The sequence below is a fragment of the Paenibacillus camerounensis genome, assembly GCF_000723885.1.
GTDB lineage: Bacteria > Bacillota > Bacilli > Paenibacillales > Paenibacillaceae > Paenibacillus_AQ > Paenibacillus_AQ camerounensis.
In genome coordinates, this window is sequence record NZ_CCDG010000095.1 from 1 (window position 1) to 22628 (window position 22628).

Genomic DNA, 22628 nt, shown 5'->3' on the forward strand with positions numbered 1-22628 from the left:
GTGGAGCGGGTGACGTTCGCAGAGGGAAGCGTTTGGACTCAAGCCCTGCTGGAGTCCAAGGTGACCACAGGAGCGACAGCAAGGACTACAGTCAATGACGGAAAAGAAGGGTATTATCCGGCAGCCGTTTCAGCACAAACAGAACAGCTTATCCAAGCAATGTCAGCATTTTCTGCAAGCCCGGATATGGCTCTATCACAGCTTGAAAGTGAAAAAAGGTATAATGAGCAGCCGCTTTTAACTCAATCTTGGACTAAGGCGGGAAAACTTTGAAATTTAAACGGAATTATATTTTCTTACAAAGCAGATAACAGCAAAGAGCAGGTCAGCTATGGTATGAGCCGTAAAGATGCGGAGCTGGTGCCGGGAAATGTTTAGTAATAACCTGCATTGCAGGTGAAGTATAACGGAGTTACGATCTGCTGTTCAAGGTTCAATCTTCGAAAAGCCGCCATTGTTGGCGGCTTTTTTGTCATTCCTGACCTGATATGAACAGTGAACAGCTGCAGGAGGTCCACGTAATCGGGAAAGTTAAGTTTAAGACGGTGTTATCCATAGTTATGAAGTCCGGTAGAGGTGAATCCGGCCGCAGGTAATAGTCCGGTTAAAAAAATCCTCGGTACATATGAAATGGATATATTTATTAATAAAAGAATTATAAGGTAATATATTTGAAGCAGAAAACCGGGATTTACGAAGATGTAAATGTGCCAAAAATCATGAATTTCAATCTGCTGTAAGGAATGGAACGTGTCTGATGAACTATAACTTTATACTCTGTTAATTTTATTTCGTTAAAGAGGATAGTTACTTATAAGGGATTAATGAACTATATTAACAATAAATGCTATGGAAAATATAAACTATCAAGTATGATTGCCGATAAAGCATAGTACAAATCCCAAATTCAAGAAATTTTATATTTTATTTATTTGAAAATTAAGTTAAATCTATGCAGTAATCCAAAATTCCTATCCAGTGGTGATGAAAAAAATGAACGTACAAGAAATGCCGGCCAATCAGGTACAAAGAACCCCAAGACTAAAACCGGGCTACCCGGAAGGTGAATTGATTTTGGAAGATCCTGCAAGACCTTCGGGCAAACCGACCTTCTCCTGGCTGACGATTATTATTCCTCCGTTAGGAATGATGCTGATTGCCATATTCATGTCAACCTTGACCAGATCCTACACGATGATGATTTCAACCATGAGTATGACAGGTTTAACCGTTATGGTTTCAATTATGAATTACAAATCCAGTGTGAAAAAGCATCTGGAGCACAATAAAAAACTGGAAAAGAAATATCTTAATTACTTATTCCAGATCCGCAATGATTTGCAAAGTGCTGCCAGTATGCAGCGGGAAGCCTATACATATACGCATCCAAGTGTCCCGGACTGTGCTGAAATTGTACGGAGCAGAAGCAAGCAGCTATGGGAAAGAACAGCCATTGAGGATGATTTTTTAAATAACAGGATCGGCGTGGGCATTCAGCCTATCTCCTTGGTACCTACATATAGCTCTAATACAAAAGCAACTGACGATGAAAATCCCCTTGAGGAAATCGCAGCCAAAATCTGTGAGGAAATGTACTTTGTAAGAGATATTCCTGTTTACATACCGCTTAGAAATATTAGTACGCTCGGCATATTCGGAAAGAAGCAGGAGGTCCGCGATTTTCTGAATGCCGCCATCGTTCATCTGACTACGCACCAAGGCTACGATGATGTACGAATTGTATGCGCAATGCAGCCGGATGATCTGGAGCACTGGGAGTGGCTGAAATGGCTGCCCCATACTTGGGACAAAGAACGGAGAGTCAGAAGTATTGCTACAACCGCTTATGAAGCCTCCAATCTTGCCGATGAGCTGCTTCCGATTATTAGAAAAAGAGAAGAAGTCGGCCAGAACAGCTACAGTTTGCAGACTTTGCAAACCCCGCATTATGTATTCCTGATGTTTGCTCCTGAATTGTGGGGCAGCACAGAAATGATGAATGTCCTCTTGTCCAATCAATCACAGCTTGGGGCCACCAGCATATTCATTTCGGAGAAGATTGACGTTGCGCTGCCGCTGAATTGCCAGGCGATTCTGGAAATCAGGGACGGTAATGGGACAGTCCGCAAAGATACACGCCAACTCTTAAATCATTTAGCGGATCATTTTGTAGCCGATTCTCTGGATAAGCGGCATTCAGAGTTTTTTGCCCGTTCCCTGTCACCGCTCAGAATCAAGGAAGGGCAAAATAACAGTTATATCCCGCCTATGGTTACCTTTTTGGAGAGCTTCCAGGTAGAACACGTTGAAGAACTGAATGTCCTCCAGCGCTGGTCCGGAAATCAGGCAAACCGTGCGCTCTCTATTCCTCTGGGATTGGGGGCAGGCGGGAAGTCCCTTATGTTTGATATGCATGAGAAAAGCTATGGTCCCCATGGACTGGTTGCCGGAACCACCGGTTCAGGGAAAAGTGAGCTGCTTCAATCCCTGCTGCTCGGACTGGCAGTAAATTATCACCCTCATGAGGTTGCTTTTGTGCTTATTGACTACAAGGGCGGAGGGATGGCTAATGCCTTTCAGGGACTGCCCCATCTGGTAGGGACCATTACTAACCTGGGCGGTAACCAGATTAACCGGGCACTCGCCTCTATTAAAAGCGAACTGCTGCGCAGGCAGCGGCTGTTCAGTGATGCCGGTGTAACCAGCATTGATCATTACATTGTTCTGTACCGCAATAAGGAAGTCACTCTCCCCCTCCCGCATTTGATTATTGTGGTGGATGAGTTCGCAGAGCTTAAATCGGATCAGCCGGAGTTCATGAAGGAGCTTGTTAGTGCAGCGCGTGTAGGCAGAAGCTTAGGTATTCATTTAATACTGGCAACACAGAAGCCATCGGGAGTGGTCGATGACCAGATCTGGAGTAACTCAAGGTTCAAGCTGTGTCTGAAGGTGCAGACCCCATCGGATAGCCAGGAAATGCTGAAACGGCCGGAAGCGGCAGAGATTAAAGAGAAGGGCCGTGGGTATTTGCAGGTCGGCAATAATGAGGTTTTCACTTTGTTCCAGTCCTCATGGAGCGGGGCACCGTATCATACCGGTGATTCAGATGGGGAGGAAAGACCGCAATTGGATGTTATCACATTGAGCGGTGAACGGACATCCCTGCTGCCGAAGGTAAAAAACAACGATGGGACCGTTCAATTAAGTGAGCTCCAGGCAGTCGTTAATCACATTGCAGCTCTTTCGGCAGAGCACTCCATCGGGGAGGCCTTTCAGCTCTGGCTGCCTCCGCTTCCGGAGACCCTCGTGCTGGCTGAGGTGCTGAACCCGCAGCAGATATGGAATGGAGCAGATTGGCCGCCGCAGGCTGATAATCTGACAGCTACCGTTGGGCTGGTAGATAACCCGGCGGATCAGGAGCAATATAATCTCGATATTCATTTTAACCAGAATGGGCATCTGCTTGTGTACGGGGCGCCGAGCAGCGGAAAGACAACGCTCTTAAAGACGATTGTCATGTCGCTTGCCCTGAAATATGATCCGGATTATGTGCATTTTTATATATTGGATTTCGGAACACGTACATTTGGTGTCTTTCATGAGCTCCCGCATCTGGGGGACATTATTTATCCTGAGGATGAACAAAAGCTTGGTAAGCTGATCAGCTGGCTGTTGTCCCTGCTGAATGAACGCAAGCGTAAGTTCTCGCAGCTTGGTATCAGTAACCTGGTGTCCTATTGTGCAGCCACAGGGGAAAAGGTTCCGTACATCGTTATCCTTCTTGATAACTACACCGGATTTGCCGAAGCGTACGATGACCATGTGGCAGATCTGGCTAAGCTGGTGCGCGAAGGCGGTAATTACGGGGTTTATTTTGTATTTGCGGCCAACTCCGTCAATTCCTATCCTTACCGGATCAGCCAGAATATCAAGCAGTCCCTGGTATACCAAATGTCTGACAGAGTGGATTACATCAGCATTTTGGGCCGGACAGACGGGATGGAGCCAACCGACACTGTTGGACGCGGGCTCTTCAAGGATAACCGGATTCTGGAATTCCATACTGCACTTCCGGTGGACGGCGGCTCAGATGATCAGATTGCCGCGTCGCTCCGCCGGATCAGTGCAGAGATGAAGGCTGTGGCGGGGGGATTAAGCCCGGGAGGGATTGCAGTGATCCCGGATAAGCTCTCGCTGGCAGAGCTACTGGAGCGTGCCCGCAAAGAGCATCCGGAGCGGGAAGAATATCTTGTACCGTTAGGCTTGGATTGGAATACCACAGTACCGGCTGAAATGAATGTGAAGTTGGTTAATAATTTCGTGGTGTCGTACACGAATCCGCAGCAGACAGATTTCAGGTTCAACTCGCTGGTGCAGGCCATTTATGAGTCTTCTGATCAGGTAATTAAGGAATTTCATCTGTTTGACAGCGGTGCTGTCAATTTGGCAGGACTGAAGGCCAATCCTGTAATTACCCGCTGTATGAATACGGCTGAAGAGTTTTTGGAGCTTACGCAATGGTTGATAGAACAGCTGCAGACCAGAAAGAATAATGCCCGGCAAGCATGTTCCGAAGCCGCGGATCGCGATGCCTTTGATGAAGCCGGCTATATCCTGTCCCAATATCCGCTGCTTGTCATTGTAATGCCGCATTTCAAATCGGCGTTTGATCTGATGGAGAATGACTCATTGGATCACTTGGAGCGGATCGCAAGATTTGGCGGCGGGCTGGGTGTGCTGCTAATAGTGGGCGGCAATACCGTTGAGCTGAATAAAATGCAATTCACCATTGAACTGGCGGGTGATTTAATCAGCAGCGGGAATGCACTGTTATCAGGCGGAGCTCCAAGTGATCATACGTGTTATGCTGCACTGCTGGATCAGCTGGATTATCAGGAACAAAGCCAGGTGATGGATGCCAGCGAAGCTATTCTGCTTACAGAAGGAATAAGCCAGCGGCTCAAAATGATTACAGAATTATAGATAAGCAGGTGAAAAAGCGATGAAGCCAGCTCGTGAAGCATTTGAATTGAAGACTCTGGAGATTATTTATCTGACTGCGTTAACGGGAGGGAACAGCTTTCCGGGAATCGGCATCGATCTCACAGGAGAATCGGAGCGCGGCCTGCGTTCCCTTATGGATGCCCAGATGAGATCGCTTGAAGTGAAGGGGTATCTGGAAACTGATTTTACGGGAAATGCGCAGGTGAAGGAAGAGCTTCATAAATTTATCGGTGCCGCTTCAGGCAGCGCGGCTTATCTCAGCCATATTATACAAAGGCATGAGCAGATGGTTAAGGTCTATTATTTTTTCCGGGACGGAACCTGGTTTGAGCTTGAACACCAGCCGGATGGTACCAGTTATAGAGTACGGGAAATCTATGCTTGGCACGAGCTGATGTTCCAGGTCGTGAATAGAGCCCCGTTAGTGCAAAGCCCGGCTAGCCCGGGAGCGTTACTTTCTGCAGCAGAAGAGTCTGAGCTTGAAGAGTGGGCGGGTCAATGTCTTTTAACCGGAGCCACGGTGCTCTCCCTGGCGGAAATCTGCTGCACAGCTGAAGGGGCAGAGGTACACCGTAATTTAAACCTGCTGATCCAAGAAGAGCAAATGTGGCTGCTGCGGCGCGGAACAGATGGAGTCGTTACGAGAATCTCTGTTAGCTTCGCAACAGCTTTAAACGAATTAATAGCTTGGCTGCAGGATTCAAAACTATCAGGGGAGGCTGAATATGCAGACAGCACTAACGACCTTTCAGTTTAAGGGAAACGGGCTTAAAGTGATTGACTTGGAGGTTTCCCTGTCTCTTTCGGCGGGTCAATGCCTTGAGCTCCTGAAGCAAGCAAGCTGGCTCCCTGACAATTGGGAATTCAAATGTGAGGTCAGCAGCACCGGAGAGGTCTGGGCGGAGCTGGGGCTGCATGTGCCTCTGGCTGATGTTATTCAGGGAGACGGGTCAATGATCCGGATATTGCCTTACTAAGCGGGTAGGTTACCCAGGGGGAAGATATTTATGAAAAGCGTACATTTGGTTTGCTCACCTGAACTGATTATGCTGCTGTCCAGATCACTGGAGCATGAAGGATACGTCATTTCGGGTAAACATTCTACCTTACATAGTTTTATTAGCGGCTTCAGCAGTAAAGAGGTTGACCCTGCATCCATCGTAATCATGGAGGGCGGGGCGGGGTCTGGGAACACCGGTTAAGGCTGCTGATATCACCGGTTACATGACACTGATCCGCAAGTATCTCAAGCATACAAGACTGATTGTTCAGCTGGACCCTGCGCTGCGTACAGATGTTGAGTTCATCAGGTCCATGGTAAATATGAATATTCATGATCTTCAGTTTACCACGGAATTCCACGGCGATGACCTGCTGGACTGGATTAAGGAAAAGAAAACGACAAGGGATTACTATCACATCCTGGGGAAAAAAAAGGGCTTATTGTCTTTCAAAAGCAAATCAGCGGCAGCTGCTGTAATTCCGCCAGTGGAGGAGCCGCCGCCTGCTCCCGCAAGACCGGCCCAGTCGCTTACCCGTCCGCAGCCGGCGGCGGTTCCGAAATCGCAGCCGGGCGGCATCAGCGGGCGGACGGGTAATACTCCCCGCCCTGCTGCAGCGGCTGCGAGTGCCGGATCTGGGCAGCCGTCCAGAACAGCGGCTCCGGCGCCTTCGGGAACGGAAACGCTGGAAAGCCTGGCGCAAGCTATACCGGCAGAGGAAGCTGCTGCCCCTGTGACAAGTCAGAGAATACTGGGAAGTAATGTTCCCCTTGTGATCGGGGTCTGCGGTGTCGGCGGGGAAGAGGATGCCGGCGCGGCTGCTTTTCTGGTAGCGGCAGGCCTGGCAGAGCTGGGCTGGAAGCCGCTGGTCTGCAGTGATGACAGACCGGAGATAGGCTCACTTGAACAAATCGCTTTTAAGGGCGAAAAAGAAGATTCCGTGTCTAACATGTTTGAATATGAGGGAGTTACCTTTTACCGCAGAGGATATTCATGGGATATGTCCGAGCTGCTGGCCAGCGGGTTCACGCATATCATTCTCTGGCTTGATATCCATCGTGAACGGAAGGGGACCGGCGGACTGGAGCTGTGGTGGAACTCACAGATTCCAATCATGGTAGGCAATGGGGCCATGTGGAAATATGAGCTGCTCAAAGAGAAGCTGAATACACTGAATCCTTTTGAACGCAAGCGCTGCAGGCTGCTCCTGGAGAACGGACATCAGGAGGTGCTGCAAATGCTGAAAAAGGATTTTCCGGAAATTGGAGCTTCTCTTATGCCTGCACATCAGGACCCGTTATATCCGGATAAAGCGGCTGTCGAATGGGTAATGCAGCTGCTGACGGTTCAGAAAAAGCTCTTCCGCAAGCAAACACTGCTCTGGGTAACCGCAGGGGCGGTTTTGTTTGTGACGATATTGTTAATTGGAATCGGCTTCTCCTTTGTTCCTGAGAGCCGTTAATTCACAACCGGGAGGCAGGCTATGAATTCAGGATTGGTTAGAGGGATGGCTTTTAACTGCCATCAGCTGCTGGCTCCTGCTCAGGAGTGCAGCGACAAGATGAGTGCAGCGGCCATAGGCATCTCTGATTATTGGGTAGGTATGGGCGGAGAAGAACTTAAGCAGAACTGCATGGAATGGATTAAGAAGATGAACCAATTCAAGGCAGCGATTGCCCAGATTGAAACCGAAATGATGAATTATGCTAATAAATTGCAGCTGGAAGAAGAGGCAGAGGCAGCGAGGGTGAAGGAAGCACAGCGGCAAGCCGCCGAACAAGCTGCGGCCGCGGCGGCGGCGGCAAAAATGACAGGTAAAACCAAATAAGGGCCGAAATGAGGTTATGAAGTGGCAGTACGCAAGCGAAAAAAAATGTTAAGATACACGATAATTTCAGGATGCCTTGTTGCCGTCGCAACCTCAGGGGTATGGTTCGCAACTTACCGGCACTATAATGCAAGGCTGATTGATGAGCGGGCTGCATATGAAGCACAGCTGGCGGACAAGGATGATGTTCTGCAGCGGTATATGGACCAATCCCAGTCAGCTTACGTTCTTGTCTCGGCTAAGCTTGCCGGTGAGGCGATTACCGCAGAGGACGTAATGGAAGAGAAGCTTCCCAAATTCTCATCTCCGGATAATCTGATCAGCGATGCACAAGCAATTGTCGGCAAATATCTGAAGATCAATGCGATGCCGGGTACGGCGGTTACAACGGAGATGGTACGGGATGCGGCCAGGCTTGAACCTTCTGAACGTAAGGAAGAGACCCAATATATCAAGCTCCCGCTGCGTCTGACCAAAAGGGATGTCGTTGATATCCGGATCGTATTTCCTAACGGTGAGGATTACATCGTTGTCGGAAAAAAATCGCTGGAGGATGTAGATCTGGCGAATCAGTATACCTTCTTTAATGATAGCGAAGAAGAAGCGCAGCTGCTGCAGGCAGCCTTAGTAGATGCTTATATTAATGAAGCTGAGCTGTACATGAAGCAATATGTAGAGCCTGAGCTTCAGCCTGAGCCTGTGGTTAACTATGTGCCCAATCTGGATGTGCTCGGTGTAATTAAGAGCAATCCCTTCATTATTGATCAAGCCAAGTGGAGCCTTGCCGAGAAGCTGCGTACGGAGCTGGAGGAGCGGTTGGATGCTCTTGAGGATGGAGATAAAATACGTGTCGGAGCAGACGCCCCAAGCGGCAGCGGTGTGATTAAACGGAAAGCAGAGCAGGGAGCTGCAGCCTCTGAAGCAGCACAAGTGGATAACAGCCAATCTGTAAACGGCATTATTGATCAGAGTAATCAGGCACCTGTTAATTCCAGTGCAGACCAGAGTACGGCAGGCGGAATCAATGCGGAAGCGGCAACGGAAGACAGCCTGCTGGAAGGAGAGTGACAGATTTGAATATAGTTGTCGCCGGAGATTGCGAGAAGCATGATTTCATACTGGCAGCGGCGGTTCTGTTGAAGGGCTACTTCAATAATGATGTCATGATTGTTTCAGACAACAGCCGGCATTATCAGTATTTTGAAGGGGAAGTATCCGGTATACAGATTATGAATGCTGTTCCGGCTGGGGCTGACAAACCTGATATCGTCCTGTATGACTGGCATCATGGTTATCCGGAAGGGCTTGAGGACGAAAAAACAGTGTTTGCAACCAGCTATGAGCGTCAGGCAATGGAGAACGTGGATGTGCTGCTGAATCAAAAGCGTATACCCGGTCTTCTGCTTGTTATTGAAGAGGAATGCGGGCTTGGACTGAAATATATAGACAGCTATTATCCGGTAATTGCTTCTAAGATCAGTTATATCAGCAGCGCGGAGAGGCGAATTGACTGGGTTCATGACGGGCGGGTGAAGCTGAAGGTGGATAAGGATTTTGCGGAGGCGGTAAATGACTTTTTGATTGAAATCTGCAATGTTCCTAAGAATGACATCAAGAAGCTGTGGCAGTATGCAAGGAAACGGGGGGACTAAAGGTGCTGGTAGCTTTCTGGGGGCCTGCCCGAGGGCAGGGGAGAACGACTTCAAATATGGCCGTTGTGGCAGCAACGATAGCGCTGGATCATCATATCCGGGTGCTGATGACACATACGCATTCGGAGCAAGGGGTGCTTGAGCATGTATTTTCTCAGACTGGAGCTGCGGCGCAGGCGCGCACTTCAGGGGGAATGGACGCGATTGAGCGGCTGGTGCAATGCGGGCTGCTTACTCCGGAGGGTATAAGAGATCATGCGGAATCTATTCTAAAAGACCGGCTGGAGCTGTTAAGCGGATCTATGCATTCAGAGAAGCAAACAGCCCGGCTTTTGCTACCGCATATTTTCCGGGATTACAGAAGATTTTATGATTTGCTGTTCGTGGATGTCTCGCAGGAAGACGATCCGGAGGCAGCAGCATTCGTTATGGAGCAGGCCGATCTGATCGTTGTGAACGTCAGCCAAAATCAGGTGAGCCTGAACAGCTATTTTGGGGCAAGCGGACAAGCACCTGTACCGGAGCACAAGCATGTGCTCTACTGCCTGGGTGCCTACGAGCGCAGTTCAAGGATGAACAAGGAAAGATTGATTAAGCAGTATGGGGTGAAAAAATCTGCGGTTGGCATTGTCCCTTACAATACAGGTTTCATGGATGCCCAGAACGAACGCCGCACAGTGCAGTTTCTGTTGAAGGCAAGGGAAGCCAGAGCCCGGTTTCTGGAGTTTAGTGAAGAAGCCTATTTCACTGCTTCGGTACGCAGGCTGGGCAAGCTTATTCTCCAGACGCTGGAAATCTCCCCTGTGCCGGAATTGGAAGCTGCAAATGATTAATCTGATTCTTTTATTTATTGTCCTGGCCGCTATTGGAGTATTCCTGTTTCTTTGGCTGGGCCGGCGTAAAGACTCGGCTCCGCCGTCCCTGCAGCTGAAATATGATATGAATGAAATTGTTCTGTTTCTAAGACGGGCGTTTGAAGAAATTATCGCCTCTTCTCTATATGAAGGAAGTCCGAGCGAAGAAGAATATAACCGCCGCAAAGCACGGCGCAGAGAATTGCAGAAGGCGCTTAAAAGCTGTATGCATGGCGATTTATCGGCCAAGAAATACGTAAAGCTGTACATGAAGGATCTGCTGGTTCAGACCTATGGCCTGGATGAAGGAAATGTGGATAAGATTATCAGCTTCGGACATGTGAACCGTCTGAGCTCTCAGGATTGCTTCGATATTCTGCTCCATGTGTTCAAGAAGGAGCACGGGCAGGACGCATTTAATGTAATGGTCAGCAAATATAGCCTGGACACGCTGCAAAGACTCCCGGACGGTTCACGGGGATACAGGATTACCGAGGAGCAAATCCGCAATATCTATCAATCGGAGCAGCCGAGATTGTCTGCCCAGGACAAGGTTGAAATTATCGTACAGCGGGCTTACCAGATCTACAAGGGGCTTGGAGTGATTGATGAGCTGCGGGACCAGAATATCGACGGCGTCAACGGCGGAACAAGCGGGATGCCTCCGGATGTCGTACAGACTACGGATTTTCTGGAATATACCAAACAGCAGCATTTCATTCCGCAATCTTATGATGCAGTCTGGACGTTCTACCGCGGAAAGTCGCTGCAGCTGGAATTTTTGAGCTTTGGTTCCGAGAAGGAGCTCAAACGGGTCTGTCAGAACATATACGGCTTCGGCAATCCGGGCCAGCTGAACGAATCCAAGGGTTACATCATTAACGATATGGCTGACGGCAGCCGTGTCGTGGTGGTTAGGCCCAAAATGGCTGAAAGCTGGGCGTTTTTTGTCCGTAAATTTAATGATTCACTGGTGGAGCTGGACCAGCAGATTAAAGATGAAGGTGCACCGCTTGCGATCAGCATGCTTGTCTACCTTATTCTCGGTCATCAGGTAACAGCGATTACGGGTAGGCAGGGATCAGGTAAAACAACACTGCTCAAGGCGCTGATTAAATATATTGACGCCAAGAATATCCGGATTCAGGAAACCTCCTTTGAGATTTGGGCCAGAAAAATGTATCCGGGCAAAAATATTCTGTCATTCCGGGAGACACCTTCGGTCAGCGGGCAGGACGGGCTGGATGTACAAAAGAAAACAGACGGTGCGGTTAACATTGTCGGTGAGGCAGCTACTCATAGTGTAGTCAGCTATGTCATTCAGGCCGCCCAGGTAGCTTCAGAGTATACCCTGTTTACCCATCACGGCAAAACACTGGCCAATCTCGTCAGCGCACTCCGCAACAGCCTGATCGCCTCGGGTGCATTCAGCAACGAGAAAATTGCCGAGGTGCAGGTGGTTGAGGCTCTTGGTTTCAATGTCCATCTGGTTCTGAGGAACGGTAAAAGGTACATTGAGCGTATTACGGAGATTATCCCGGCAGACCCACAGTTTGAGTATCCCCAGCGTTACAGGGAGCAGGCGGAGATTACGGACAAGCTGGACGCTTTCATGGATACAATGACTGAATACTTTGGACGGATGACGGACAGGCGTTCTTATCATTATCAGGATGTCATTGTCTGGGAAGCCGGAGAATACGTTGCCAAGCATCCGATCAGCAGCCGGAAGGTTGATGAAATGCGAAAAAATATGGATGAGGAAGATGCAGCCGGATTCACAGCATTTCTTGAACAGTATTGGGGGCATTCCGCATGAGCCTGCAAAGTATGATGCTGATTGTTCTGGTTACGTCGGGCATACTGCTGGCTGTTCTGTTGGTTCTTCTAAGTATGGTGCAGCACAAGTTGAAGGGGACACAATATCAGGAGCAAAGACGGCTTAAGGCACTGCTGCCCACACGTACGAAGGACAGAAGATGGCTGGAGCAGGCGCATAAAGCTTATCCGGTCCTTGATGAGCTTCCCGTCATCAAAAAGCTGCTTCACCGCATGCGGGCCCGTCTGACCATACTCCATGCCGGAAATGAAATCATGATCAGAAGCCGGGCAGCTGCGCTGACCTTGATGATTATCACCTGTATACTGCTGATCTCGCTGCTGTCCTTCCTGTGGACTTCATCCTGGGTGAGCCGGGCAACGATAATGCTGGTCTCGATTTATTTAGGGGGAATCCTTAGCGATCTCTTCATTGGCCGCCTGGTGAAGCAGATGCTGTATGACCAATCCTCCATGATCCTGGATATCCGTCATGAATATCATCAGACGCATATGGTGCAGGTCAGCCTGGAGAATTCTGCGGAACGTTCAAAGCCTATGGTGGCGATGCATGCCCGGCAGATAGCGGGGATTCTCGCAGCGGTGGACCCGGAGGATGAGCTTCAGCGATATTACGAGGTTGCACCTAACCGGTATATGAAGCAGCTGGCGGGAGTGAGCTACAAGATCGGTGAATATGGCGACGCAGATATTCACAAGGGGGAGCGTTCTATATATCTCTCCATGCTTGGCAATATCCGCGAAGAAATTCATATGGATATCAACCGCCGGGAGCGTATTGACCGGCTGTTGTACGGGATCGTTTTTGTAGCTGTATCACCGGTCTTCATGCTGGACCCGATCCGTAAATGGGCAGAGGGGATGTTCCCGATTGTATCCAATTATTATAATTCCGCCTGGGGCTTGTATTCATTAATCCTGCTGTACATTACGTTTATCGTCTCGTTTATTGCTTTGCGGATATTAAAAGGTGTTGATGAGGATACACAGTCCATAAAGGATGAGGGCAAGTGGTTGAACCGGCTGCTGAAGAACAAATGGATATACAAGGTGACAGACAAAATCACGCCGGCAGAGCATGACCCCGTTCATTTTAAGGTAGCCGGTAAATTGAAGGATGCCAATTCGGGGCTGCCCCATCATGCTTACTATTTACAGAAAATACTTGCAGCAACGGGGATTTTCCTGCTGGCTGTAATTATTCAATTTTCTATCCACACGAATATCAGGCATAACCTCCTCTATCCCAATGTGGAGATTACCACGGGCGGGAATCAGACGGAATCCCAGAGGATGCTCAGTGAGGAGCGTTATGCCTTCGAGCACTCGCTGATCGGAGATTTGATTGCGAAGGATATCACACCTGATCAAATGCTGCTGTACATTCAGGAGCAGGCGGAGAATAAGCCGTTTCTACAAAACAGCCTGGACAAAAATGCCTATGCGGCACAGCTGATGAAGAGGGTGGAGCAGTACCACCGGGAATATTACAAATGGTATGAGCTGCTCCTGGCCTTCGGGCTGGCTGCGTTGGGTTTTTATCTCCCCGATGCTTATCTGATTATCCGGACACAGCTGCGGAAGTGGGAGATGCAGAACGAGGTGGACGGCTTCAATACATTGTCGATGATGCTGTCACAGTTTCCGAATATCAGCGTGTATGAAATCATTGAGTGGCTGCACCGCTACAGTTACATCTTTGAACGGCAGCTGCTGCGCTGCATGCTGGATTATGAAGCAGGAGGCTGGGACGCTATTGAGAAACTGAAGGAGGATGCACGCTTTGTTCCGCTGGAGCGATTGGCCGACCGTCTGCAGGTTGCCGCTGATCTGATCCCGGTAAAAAAGGCGTTTGACGATATGGATGCCGAAAGGGCATTCGCGATGGATCAGCGCAAGGAGCACTACGAGAAGGTAATCAGCAGGAAAAGCACACTGGGTAAAATGTTCGGGTTCTTGCCAATGCAGGCAACGTTCACCTTATATTTACTGCTTCCCTTCGTCTATATGGCCTTCCAGCAGCTGGGCGACTTGACTGTTGTGACCGGCAAAATGTGAAGGAGACACAGGCATGGAGAATATAGCAAGCTTTTTAAAAACAACGATTTCGATTCTGATTACGCTGGCCATTATCTCCTCCGGGCTGTTCCTGTGGGGGAAAACACAGCCTGTAGTCGAGCTTGCGAACAGCCAGGCGGCGGCACAGGCGAGAGAGCTGTCGGAGCAGCAATATTCCGCTTTCGACAATCAGCTGGTCAGCGGTTCGCAGATCCTTACCGCCTACCGGCGGTATGAGTCTCAGCCAGGCTTCTGCCTCTATGTTCAAAGACCTAATGTCTACGGGCAGGATGCATATTACAAGGAATTCAGTATGAATCCAAGCGATGAAGGGTACTGCCGTAACTTTGATTATTCAAGTGGGGAGTTCAAAGAAGGGATGGATTACCGCAAAGTCGAGGACTCAGATATTTCAGATGCATCCGGCTCGTATTACATTAGCCCCCAATCCAGATATAGGTCTAAGCTCATTAAGGACCAGAATGACCGGATAGCGGCGATTTACTTTCAGGCTCAATAACAGAGAAAAGTGAGGAGGAACGCTTCATGGAAAATATATCAACAGGCCTCAAGTGGGTTATCGGTATTATTGTTACGATTCTAATCATTGCAGCAGGCGTAAGTATTTACCTGGTCATCAACAACTATTTCATCCGCGCCCAGGAGCAGACCCTGGCCCAGACACAGATGATTAATCAGGCGGAGTTCAACAGCTACGATAACAAGGATGTATCCGGCCAGGATGTGATCAATGCGGCGATGCGGTACAAGGGGCGTCCGCAGTTCGCGATTAAGATAATAACGGGAGAAAATACTGGTGGGTTCTATGCGGAGAATACATATAAAAAATTCTATAACCAACCTACTGATACATATAATCCGGTTGTAGATTTGACAAGTACTCTATCGACTGGGACCGAGACAAATATTAAGGTTGCGGAGATGTTAGACCAGACAAAAACGCCCAGCTACAGCAGTACCAATCACCTAGTAAATACACTTGCGACTTTTAAAGCACAAGTATATAGGGACAGTAATCAGGAGGTTCGTTTAATTGTCTTTACTCAGCAATAGAGATGAACAGAAAGGAGAGGAATTAAATGGAGAATATTTCAACCGGACTGAAATGGGTGATCGGCATTATTGTTACCATCCTGATTGTCGCTGCAGGCGTCAGCATTTATCTGATCATCAACAATTACTTTATCCGTGCCCAGGAGCAGACTCTGGCGCAGACACAAATGATCAATCAGGCTGAGTTCAATATGTATGACAACAAGGATGTGTCGGGCCAGGATGTCATTAATGCCGCTATGAAGTATAAGGGCAGGCCGCAGTTTTCCATTCTGATTAAGACCGGCGTAAATCCGGGAGGTTTCTATGCCCGAAATACATACACAACTTATTACAAGCCAGCGCAAGAGGCTGTCGGTGAAACGGCGGCTACTGAGCTTAATCTTGCAGAACCAAACAAGGGTGCTAAGAATTATTCTGTATCCCAAATGCTTGATCAAAGTACGGTAGGTACGAATAATGCATACAATTGCAATATTAATACCCTTTCTTTATTCAAAGCTACTCTGCATAAAGATAAAAATGGCGAGGTCCGGATCATCGAGTTTAATCAGAACCCGGATAACTAATGAAAACCGCCACCCAATTTCTGCTGACCCTATTCGCCTGGATTCTGTTTACAATTGGCGGCTTTACGTTTCTGCGGCTGGAAACCGGTCAGCCTGTTCAGGCCCGTGGGCCTGAACAGGCTACCCTTACGCGGGCGCTTTATACCGGAACTGGTGATCTGAAAAAAGTGTCAGGAGAGCAGCTAATCGGAATGATCCCTCAGGCACTTGAGGGAGACTATATTTTAGTTATCGACGGTATTGTTTTTAATGAAGAAACAGACCTGGATGCAGTGGATTTGCGGGGAGTGCCCGGCGTTGCCTATGAGCTAAGGGTTACGCGGAACAGCGAGATGATTACGGAAATCTCCGCCGCCCGCTGAGAAAGGAGAAGCCGCATGGCAGATGCGTTAAAAGGGGTTATTATCGTTATTCTGCTGGCCTTTGTATTTGGGGTCTACCCGGCCTTCCGTCAATCAGAGGTTGTTGAGCGGAATACGAAGCTTGCAGCAAGTGCGGCTGTGGTGGAATTCGTAGATACGGTTCGTGCCAAAGGGTACGTGGATGTGGGCGATTATGAGCTGTTTCTTCAATCGCTGGATGCTTCATACGGTGTATTCGATGTCCAAATGGAGTACTACAAAAAAAAGCTGGAGCCTCTATATACGAATCCGGATGATTACTCCACGTTTCAGAACAGCTTCACAGTCCGTTTTGACGGATATTTTAACAAGGATATCTTGGGCGTCCTGTATCCTGAATCAGGTGCTTCTCTAGCTGCAGATGCTCCCGCCAGAAGGTTCACCATGCATGTTGGAGACTTGTTCAATGTGCGGCTGGAGTCCTCAGGAACGACACTGGCTTCACGGATGCGGTCCCTGCTGTTTCACAGTGAGCTGATTCCGCTCAATTTGAAGTATGGGGGAATGATACGAAGTGAAGCCCCTTAGTGTAGTGCTTGTTTTTCTGATTCTGGTTATACCGCTTATTCTTATTAATGATACGAGAGAAGAGCTCCGGGTTTTTAACCAAGACATGTATAAACAGTATTCGGATGATTTTCAGGCGGCAGTGGATGATGCCGGAGACTATCTGTCACGACTGGAGATGCAGCCGGCGATAACAGCAGTGCATTACGGACGGGAACGCCAGCTGCAGCTGGATCAGGATGTGCTGAGCGTGTTCTATAGTAATCTGGCGATGAAATTCGGACTGGAGAATAACGAGGCTGAATTAAATAATCTGAAAATGCATATGCCGGCGCTGGTGATGTTTGGTTATAGCGGTTATACGCTGGTTACGCTTGATGATACAGCCCGTGCTGGCGGCGGCAGGGAGGAGCTTAAACCTGTCAGCTGGCCTGAGCGGCCCTATTACTACAAGCTCCGGAACGGCAATTTACTCTATTTTACTTTGGATGACAACGCCCGGGTATACGATACAGGATCAAATGAATTCTATGAGGGAGCTTATGCAGAGCTGGCTGCTGAGACGAGTCTCGATCCGATTAGCTCACTTGAACTTTTCCGTGAGGTCCGTCAGGGCACGATAACTTCCCTGATCGAACAGGATTTGGCAACGGCCATTAACAGGCACCTGGAGCTGGTGAAACGGATGGGCTTGTCCATTCAGTTCACACTCCCGCGCGGGCTTCAGGAGCAGCTGGTACAGGATGTGGGGATAATGGCTTTCATCCAAGGCTACCCGCTTCCCGGGGGAGAACTGCTGGAAGCCTATTCTCTCGGCAGCGGTGCGGTCATGCAGCGAAAAAGTCTGATTGGCACCCGGACTGCAGCAGGCAGACGTATTGCTTACGGCGAAAGCTGCGTACCGGCCGGGGCGAACGTCATTGAGAGTCTGTTCGATCCCGAAGAGGCTGCGAGGAAAGGGTATTTTGTGGAGGATTGTTCATTCAGGTGAAAGAGATATGATAGTTGCTTCAGTTAATAATAGCTTAGAAAAGAGGAAATATAATGAAGAAACAACTAACAGTACTATTTATTTTCACCATGATAAGCTTGCTTGGAGCGAGTGCTGCTTCAGCTACTAAGTTAGTAGGCGAGCCTAATCTGGCGGTTCTTGTGGACGGCAGAAAAGTGAAGTTTGGTAATGCTAAACCCTACATGGAAAATGGAAGAGTTATGGTCCCTATAAGAAATGTAGCTGAGAAGCTGGGTGCGAAGGTTACATGGAATGCTACAACCCGTACGGCAGGATTTACACTGGCTGACCGTTCTGTGGATATCCAAGTTGGAGCAGACAAGGTTTATGTCAATGGCGAAGCAAAAGCTATAGATGCCAAGGCAATTGAGAAAAACGGGAGTGTTTACGTTCCGCTTCGCTTTGTTTCACTAGGGCTTGGTGTACCTTTGGAGTGGGATCAGGTTGGAAATTGGGCTTGGATCGGAGAAAAGAAAATTCCAACAATGGAGGAAGCGGGAATCAAGGCTGTTCCCATTGGTCCATATGAAAAAATATTTAAAGGAGAGCCTATTTTACTCTGGGATAGTAATGATGAAGTGTATTCTACTATTAGTATATTTACCATCGACCAGCTCCCGATACGAAATGGAAACAGGATTTATTATGATATTTGGCCGGTGGCATATGGAAATCAAGTGTTTTTGAGAGCAAGGACCTCTAAAGAATTAATGAGTATATACTATTTGAGTTCTCTGTTTAAATCTAAATTTAGAGGTCCGATGAATTACTTTTTGGAGCATAATCAGGATGGAACCAAGATGCTAGCTTACAGAGTTGCCTTTATTGATGATGAATTTATGATCAAGTTAAATCAAATTGAATATATTGGACTATCCCTGTATGACAAATCGGCTTCAATAATAAAGAATCCATTTAAGTAAGAAGGGAGCCCGAATTGAAGAAGCTATTAATTGCTCTTTTTGCGTTTCTATTATTATTTGAAGGCTCATTATTTGTATCCAATGATTATGCAGCAGCGGGGACGCTCCCAACAACGGTAGATATTAATAATCCTAATAAATATTACTTTGTAGCGTTATTTTCTTATGATATTTGGAGAAGATCTGATGGTGTAACCTGGACTTCAGACGGTCATCCGGGACAGCTGGGAAAGACTATACCCAAGTTTAATTATTCTTTTGATTTCCCTGGTCGGAAAATAAAAAATGTTGAGGTTGAGAATTTTGTTAGTCCCTCCCAATGGAGTAATGGTGACAAAATATGGGAAAAGTCTAGAAGCCAGGATTGGAATGATATTAGTAAATATACCAGTCAAAATTTCACACTTACTCGACATGCAATTACAGGCATAGGTACTGATTCTGTTTCTTTTGATATAAGTCTAGTCGGAGATCTGGTTACTAAAGTTGCAGGAAATGTGGGCTTCGATGTGACAGATGAGGGGGCACCGGTAGATCCGGGAGTAATCAGCTACAGGTACTACTTTCCGAGTATGTTGACTATTGAGCTGGAGCCGGAAGCGAAGGCCATAATTAAACATTACACAACTACGGGACAATCGTTGAACGGAATCAGTGGTTTTACAGACCGGGAGGAGGTACTGACTAAAGGCTCGGCGTATTCTTTTACACACACGTCCGGAAACAGTGCTTATGAGTACCAGGGCTTCAAAAAAAGCACAGTTGCTGCTCCGAGCGGTGGAACAATCGAACCAGGTGATCCCTATGGATTCACCTATGATGGAAGTTTTCCGGTGTACTATCTTTCTTTCTATTACAAACAAGCTGATCAGCCTGAAATACCGCAAGGCTCAGGCTCTTGCACGTACATCATACAACCGCCGAATAAGATCGCAGCTCCGCAAGCATCATTCATGGACCCAATTGCGAGCGGAGTGATTCTTGGAGATGATGCTGCGAATGGAATTCACTTTGATGCGCCTGCCGGTATTCCTACTACAGAATATTTATACGCTAACGCATTGGGCAGAAACTATTTGTTCGAGCATACCTTTGCCAATATGGCAGGCCAGATCCGCTATTCCTGTAGTGTAACGGTTAAATATTCGACTATATGGGAGGAAGCGCAGCCGGATCTTGAGGGTGAGGATGGAGAAAAGATTCCCCAAGATCCGCTGCCCAAAACAGGCTCCTTTGAAAAAACATATGATTTTGAGCTAACACCGAGGGAATACGCGTATTGGCAGATCGATCAGTTATCGGTCTATCAAATCGACCGGGCGCAGATGGAGAATTATGCGCTGCCGGGAGGATCAGTCACACTTTACCCTAACAACTATATTTCTCCGGCGGTTGAGCTTGCCAACAGCACGATGGTGGAAGAACATGTTGTTCCCCATGAGACAGGAACGATCTCATTTACACCTGAAGTGGTCGATGGCGGAGACCGTGAGCCCGGACCAAGCGATGTAGATGATTTGGCTGATCTGAAGAGGATGGCAGAATCGCAAACCCAAGATCCAAAGGTACAAAATGACCGGCTGGTGTTTAACGGCCAGACGATTATGAATGATACCGTCTCGACGAAGACGGGACCGGTTCCGGGAAGGATTCCTGATCCGCAGGGTATCGGAGGAGATGTACTGTATCAAGGCCAGCTGATGATTAACCGGGGGTTGCTCAACCGGGCTGATACAACCAGTTCAGGTACAATCCATTACCCAATGCTGGCTGAGAATGTGCAGGGGCGCGGTGATCAAGCGTATCCGATTAATGGTATAAATACCATTACCGTGCACACACCTGTAGTCAACTATTCGGTTCTTCCAGACGATAACCGTCCGTTTGACCAGCGGATGGTACCGGATTACTCGCGGACGGTGCTGATTCTGGACCGGCCCTTTACAGTTCACTTCACGGAGAGCGGACAGCATCTGAGCCTTCCCGGTTACGGGAGCCGGAATTATGCCAAGTATACACAGAACAAACGCATCCAGTTTCCGTTCGGCGTGTTTCAGGAGGGACAGTATTATCCGGAGAACACTTGGATCTATATCCCTGTCGGGACACCGTCCATGACCTTTACCCTGCCGACCTGGGTGAACGAAGGGGACTATACCATTCATACACAGTCCTGGGCAATCAATGCTCCTTCGGATACGGCGGATCTATGTGAGAACAATCTGAACGGGAATCTGCCGAATTATTGTGCCTCGGAGAGCTTCAATGTCGGGGTGGTCGGCCGGCTGTTCGATTTTCGGATCTGGGACATTGGCGACTTCCGGTTTGAACAGGTGTTTCGTACGGGCACCGGAAATCTCGGGCATAGTACAGCGATGTATTATACGGGAGGTAACGATGAGAACGGCACACCAACAGCTCTAAGCGGACAAACACAGTGGCATCTCCCAATCCGCAAAGGCTCGCATCCCACGGAGCAATTGACCGTTCCGCATAACGGCTACTCGTTTCTGTTTGATTTCCGTACGATCGGGAATCTGTGGCAGGCGGGAGAGGGGATCCGGATCGAGCCGAGCTTCTATTTTATTCCGAAGACCGGAGGAACTGCGGTGCCGGTTGACCTGTACTATGACATTTCCGGTTCGGACAATAAAATGATCGGCGTGGGCTCCCCGAAGGCCAAGCTGAGCTACACCCGCACCTATCGCCTCGCCGATGGCTTACGGAATATAGCGGACGGTGAGCTGTCAACAGCAGCAAGCTATGAGTATAACTACATCCTGACAGAGGCGGAGCGGAATAAAACCTCTTGGCCGAAGTTCTATGAGCAGTACAAAAAGCGAAAAACCAAGCTTGCAGCAGGCTATAACTTGGAGATTCTGCCCTATACCTCGCGGACCCTGGTAGGTCCTACGGATATCCCTAACGGAGTAAACCCAATCGCCGCGGTACGCAGCGTGCAGCACTGGTACGGGGAATATAACCTGCCGATCGCGCCATACATCCTGCCCAAAGGAACAGACATTGTGTCGCTTGCGAATCATTACGGAGGGGCGCTTGACGGGCATGAGCAGGAGTTTATTACCGGGGGCTACATTCTGGTGAAGTTCGAAATCTATACCTTGAAAAATAGCGATGCCGGCACGCGGATTCTGGGCTATAAGGCCCCGATAGCCAACATGTGGGCGATAGAAGGACAGATGACGGGGGATACGGATGAAATGGGGCAGCACTTCGCTTTTTCCTCCGGGGACATTATCCTGTTTGAATCCGACTTTTCCGTGCGGAATGACTATATGGGGCAGGGGAAATAAATGAAATTAAATTATAATTTAGGTAAAATATTCTTTTAAAGGGATATAATATAAATTTACTGACCTGCTGAGCCGATAAAATAAAGTAGAACCGGAGCTATACTAATGAACTTGAAATTCCATTAAGTTTGGCAAGTTCATTTTTATATAAAACTATTCAATAAAGGAGCGGTTTATAATGGCAGACAAAGTTACAGTCAGTTATCAAGGATTGGCACAACAAGCAGAAAGTATTAAGCGGCAAAAACAGGAATACGATGCTCTAATGAAAAAAATAGTGACGACAGCTACGACGCTGAATAGTATCTGGGAGGATGCAGCCGCAAAAGAGTTTGAGGAGAAGGTCAAGGGCATGCAAAAAACCTTTGAATCGTTTGGTCAAGCACTGGATAACATTGGTACACACATGAAAAATGTCTCGAATAGTTATCAGGAGCTTTCTCAAAATATTAAAACGGCCCAAAACAAAAGCTTCTAATAATCTTCTTTATCCTAAAAAAGCAGCATGAGCCCTACTACATAAGAATGCAATCAGCTATGCAGCATACTGCATAGCTGATTTTATTAGAAATAAGCAGGGGGAAGTCATGGC

At 48.1% G+C, this 22628-nt stretch carries 21 protein-coding genes; all 21 read left to right on the forward strand.

Annotated elements, in window-relative coordinates:
• Positions 1-273: hypothetical protein (locus BN3772_RS27775; protein WP_157643664.1), on the forward strand; the 273-nt coding region annotated here is incomplete at its 5' end.
• A gap of 720 nt (positions 274-993) precedes the next feature.
• A complete protein-coding gene (essC, locus tag BN3772_RS27780; protein ID WP_157643665.1) occupies positions 994-4983 on the forward strand; it encodes a type VII secretion protein EssC in 3990 nt (1329 codons plus the stop codon).
• A 19-nt stretch (positions 4984-5002) separates the two neighbouring features.
• Positions 5003-5761: a hypothetical protein gene (locus tag BN3772_RS27785; RefSeq protein WP_042203641.1), complete on the forward strand. Its 759-nt coding sequence runs from the start codon at positions 5003-5005 to the stop codon at positions 5759-5761.
• The gene (locus tag BN3772_RS27790) at positions 5730-5981 is read left to right on the forward strand and encodes a hypothetical protein (protein ID WP_042203642.1); all 252 of its coding nucleotides are present in this window, start codon (positions 5730-5732) and stop codon (positions 5979-5981) included. The genes BN3772_RS27785 and BN3772_RS27790 overlap by 32 nt, the downstream gene beginning before the upstream one ends.
• A gap of 30 nt (positions 5982-6011) precedes the next feature.
• On the forward strand, positions 6012-6206 hold the full coding sequence (locus tag BN3772_RS27795) for a hypothetical protein (RefSeq protein ID WP_042203644.1): 195 nt from the start codon (positions 6012-6014) through the stop codon (positions 6204-6206).
• 22 nt (positions 6207-6228) lie between these two features.
• The gene (locus BN3772_RS27800; RefSeq protein WP_042203646.1) at positions 6229-7467 is read left to right on the forward strand and encodes a hypothetical protein; all 1239 of its coding nucleotides are present in this window, start codon (positions 6229-6231) and stop codon (positions 7465-7467) included.
• A 21-nt stretch (positions 7468-7488) separates the two neighbouring features.
• Complete coding sequence (locus BN3772_RS27805) at positions 7489-7833, forward strand: hypothetical protein (RefSeq protein ID WP_157643666.1); 345 nt, start codon at positions 7489-7491, stop codon at positions 7831-7833.
• A 21-nt stretch (positions 7834-7854) separates the two neighbouring features.
• Positions 7855-8901, forward strand: a complete 1047-nt coding sequence (locus tag BN3772_RS27810; protein WP_042203649.1) for an SAF domain-containing protein — start codon at positions 7855-7857, stop codon at positions 8899-8901.
• A gap of 5 nt (positions 8902-8906) precedes the next feature.
• Positions 8907-9485 carry a hypothetical protein gene (locus BN3772_RS27815; RefSeq protein ID WP_042203650.1) on the forward strand — a complete coding sequence of 193 codons (579 nt, stop codon included), beginning with the start codon at positions 8907-8909 and terminating at the stop codon, positions 9483-9485.
• 56 nt (positions 9486-9541) lie between these two features.
• Entirely contained in the window at positions 9542-10318 is a 777-nt protein-coding gene (locus BN3772_RS27820) for a hypothetical protein (RefSeq protein ID WP_042203651.1), read from the forward strand.
• On the forward strand, positions 10311-12158 hold the full coding sequence (locus tag BN3772_RS27825) for a Flp pilus assembly complex ATPase component TadA (protein WP_052380732.1): 1848 nt from the start codon (positions 10311-10313) through the stop codon (positions 12156-12158). Before BN3772_RS27820 ends, BN3772_RS27825 begins: the two co-directional genes overlap by 8 nt.
• Positions 12155-14236: a hypothetical protein gene (locus tag BN3772_RS27830; protein ID WP_042203653.1), complete on the forward strand. Its 2082-nt coding sequence runs from the start codon at positions 12155-12157 to the stop codon at positions 14234-14236. The genes BN3772_RS27825 and BN3772_RS27830 overlap by 4 nt, the downstream gene beginning before the upstream one ends.
• A gap of 13 nt (positions 14237-14249) precedes the next feature.
• Positions 14250-14756 (forward strand): hypothetical protein, encoded by a 507-nt coding sequence (locus tag BN3772_RS27835; RefSeq protein ID WP_042203654.1) that lies wholly within the window; start codon positions 14250-14252, stop codon positions 14754-14756.
• 26 nt (positions 14757-14782) lie between these two features.
• The gene (locus tag BN3772_RS27840; protein ID WP_042203655.1) at positions 14783-15310 is read left to right on the forward strand and encodes a hypothetical protein; all 528 of its coding nucleotides are present in this window, start codon (positions 14783-14785) and stop codon (positions 15308-15310) included.
• 26 nt (positions 15311-15336) lie between these two features.
• Positions 15337-15879, forward strand: coding sequence for a hypothetical protein (locus BN3772_RS27845; protein WP_042203657.1), 543 nt, complete (start codon positions 15337-15339; stop codon positions 15877-15879).
• On the forward strand, positions 15879-16241 hold the full coding sequence (locus BN3772_RS27850; RefSeq protein WP_042203658.1) for a PDZ domain-containing protein: 363 nt from the start codon (positions 15879-15881) through the stop codon (positions 16239-16241). Before BN3772_RS27845 ends, BN3772_RS27850 begins: the two co-directional genes overlap by 1 nt.
• A gap of 15 nt (positions 16242-16256) precedes the next feature.
• Positions 16257-16808 carry a hypothetical protein gene (locus BN3772_RS27855; RefSeq protein ID WP_042203659.1) on the forward strand — a complete coding sequence of 184 codons (552 nt, stop codon included), beginning with the start codon at positions 16257-16259 and terminating at the stop codon, positions 16806-16808.
• Positions 16795-17778 (forward strand): hypothetical protein, encoded by a 984-nt coding sequence (locus tag BN3772_RS27860; RefSeq protein WP_042203660.1) that lies wholly within the window; start codon positions 16795-16797, stop codon positions 17776-17778. The genes BN3772_RS27855 and BN3772_RS27860 overlap by 14 nt, the downstream gene beginning before the upstream one ends.
• Before the next feature lie 53 nt (positions 17779-17831).
• Positions 17832-18722, forward strand: a complete 891-nt coding sequence (locus tag BN3772_RS27865) for a copper amine oxidase N-terminal domain-containing protein (RefSeq protein WP_042203663.1) — start codon at positions 17832-17834, stop codon at positions 18720-18722.
• 509 nt (positions 18723-19231) lie between these two features.
• A complete protein-coding gene (locus BN3772_RS27870; RefSeq protein WP_157643667.1) occupies positions 19232-22036 on the forward strand; it encodes a DUF5704 domain-containing protein in 2805 nt (934 codons plus the stop codon).
• Positions 22037-22214: 178 nt separating this feature from the next.
• The gene (locus BN3772_RS27875; RefSeq protein ID WP_042203666.1) at positions 22215-22514 is read left to right on the forward strand and encodes a WXG100 family type VII secretion target; all 300 of its coding nucleotides are present in this window, start codon (positions 22215-22217) and stop codon (positions 22512-22514) included.
• Positions 22515-22628 lie beyond the last annotated feature (114 nt).